Below are 2,002 nucleotides of genomic sequence, written 5' to 3'. Positions count from 1 at the left end.
CAGCCGAGCACGCTCAGCCTCACTCAGATGAATCTTCACCGCCGATGGACCCGGATGCGACATACGAATCAGCACAGGAACTTACACAGCGAATTTCTGACGCAGGACACTAGGTAAGCGATCTCATGGACGTGCTCCTCGGTTGATGGGATCGGGCTCGCGGCGCGGGGACGGTGTCTCCTGTGCCTCCCGCGCCGCGAGCCCGGTGGTTACCCGGCCGGAGAACGCGGCGGGATCACGGGCCGGCGCGGGTGGCCGGCCCGGCGGATCCCCGCGCCGTCGGCGGGAGGGCCGTCCGGGCGCGGGGGCGGGTTCACGGCGCCTCCCCTGTCACTGGAAGGAGGCGTCGTCGATGTAGATGCCGTCGGTGCCGGCGGCGGTCTCGACGTAGAAGGAGGCGTTGGTCAGCGTGCCGGTCCAGGAGACGGTGGTGGTGCCGGTGAGCTGGGTCCAGCCGCCGGTGTTGATCGTCTGGGCGGGGGTGAGCTGGAGGTAGCTGGTGGTGCCGTTGGCGGTGAGTGCCAGGGTGGTCTTCGCGCCGGGGGTGCCGCTTTGGGAGCGGACCCAGACGCTGGTGGTGTAGCTCTTGTTGTTGGTGAGCTGCGCGGTGACGTTTTGGTTGGGGCCCTGCCAGGCGGCGGTGCGGCCGGAGTTGAGCAGGGAGCGGCTGCCGGCGTGGGCCACGGTGGTCGCGGAGGACAGGGTGCCGCCGGAGGCGGTCCAGCCCGTCGTGCCGTCCTCCATGGTGGCGTTGGTCAGCAGATTTCCGGATGACTGGAACTGTGTGAAGAATCTCCAAGTCTCTCCGGGCAGCCAGGTGCGGGAACCGCTGTCGCCGGTGGCCCCGTCCTGCGGGGCGGCGATGTGACCCTCGTCGAAGGCGGCCCAGGTGACCGGGTAGCCCGCCGCGCAGCCCGAGTAAGTGGTGGTCCGGTGGGTCAGGCTGCCCTGGCCGGGCTCGGGCGGGTTCTGGGCGGCGCAGCCGTTGTTGCGGACGAACTGGTCGCGCATCGAGCGTCCGCCGGAGATGTTCAGCACGCCGTCCCGCAGACCGTGGGCGTGGAAGTAGGCGATCGGCTGGGTGCCGCCGCTGCATCCGCTGAGCCGTCCGCCCGCGTAGATCGCGACGGCGCGGAACACGGTGGGCCTCGCGCAGGCGAGCGCGAAGCTCATCGCACCGCCGTAGCTGAAGCCGAGGGCGAAGCGCTGGGTCGTCTCGACGCACAGGTCGCCCTCGATCCGGCGGATCATGTCGTCGACGAAGGTCACGTCCTCGCCGCCGCTGTTGGCCCAGCCGTTGCCGATGCCCTGGGGCGCGACGAAAATGGTGCTCTCACCGGCCAGCCGCTGCAGGCCGTAGTAGGACCACACGTCCCGCTGCACGGTCTGGCCGGTGGCGACATCGGTGGCGGTGCCACCGCGCCAATGGAACCCGAAGACCAGCCGATAGGGGCGCCGGTTGTCATAGCCGGCCGGGATCCGCACGATGTAGCTACGGGTCTTGCCGCTGCTCTGGATCGTGTTGGTGCCGTTCTGGAGCGTCGGCGTCCTGCCGCATCCGGCCGTCGCCGCCGCGGTGCCGGCTGTTGCCGCGCTGCCGGGAAGCGGGGTCAGGAGGATGGCGAGGGCCGCGATCGCGATCATGGCCAGTAGTGATCGATGTCTTGTCACGGTGAGACTCCCGTCACTGGAGGGAGGCGTCGTCGATGTAGATGCCGTCGGTGCCGGCGGCGGTCTCGACGTAGAAGGAGGCGTTGGTCAGCGTGCCGGTCCAGGAGACGGTGGTGGTGCCGGTGAGCTGGGTCCACCCGTTGGCGTTGATCGTCTGGGCGGGGGTGAGCTGCACGTAGTTCGTCGTGCCGTTCGCGGTGAGCGTCAGGGTCGCCTTCGCGCTGGGGGTGCCGTTTTGGGAGCGGACCCAGACGCTGGTGGTGTAGCTCTTGTTGTTGGTGAGCTGCGTGGTGACGTTCTGGTGCGGGCCCTGCCAGGCGGCGGTGCGGCC

The 2,002-nt window shown here is 69.4% G+C and carries 2 protein-coding genes; both read right to left on the bottom strand.

Going from position 1 to position 2,002, the window contains the following annotated elements:
• Positions 1-330: 330 nt before the first annotated feature.
• Complete coding sequence (locus tag ACFFRH_RS44070) at positions 331-1,671, bottom strand: carbohydrate binding domain-containing protein (protein WP_386164148.1); 1,341 nt, start codon at positions 1,669-1,671, stop codon at positions 331-333.
• Between the two features lie 13 nt (positions 1,672-1,684).
• The coding region (locus ACFFRH_RS44065) for a carbohydrate binding domain-containing protein (RefSeq protein ID WP_386164146.1) at positions 1,685-2,002 on the bottom strand (318 nt) is incomplete at its 5' end.

Origin of the sequence: Streptosporangium vulgare, assembly GCF_042428775.1 — a bacterium.
Classification (GTDB): domain Bacteria; phylum Actinomycetota; class Actinomycetes; order Streptosporangiales; family Streptosporangiaceae; genus Streptosporangium; species Streptosporangium vulgare.
Note: the sequence above shows the minus strand (reverse complement) of the source record. Positions and strands in the feature narration are given on the sequence as shown.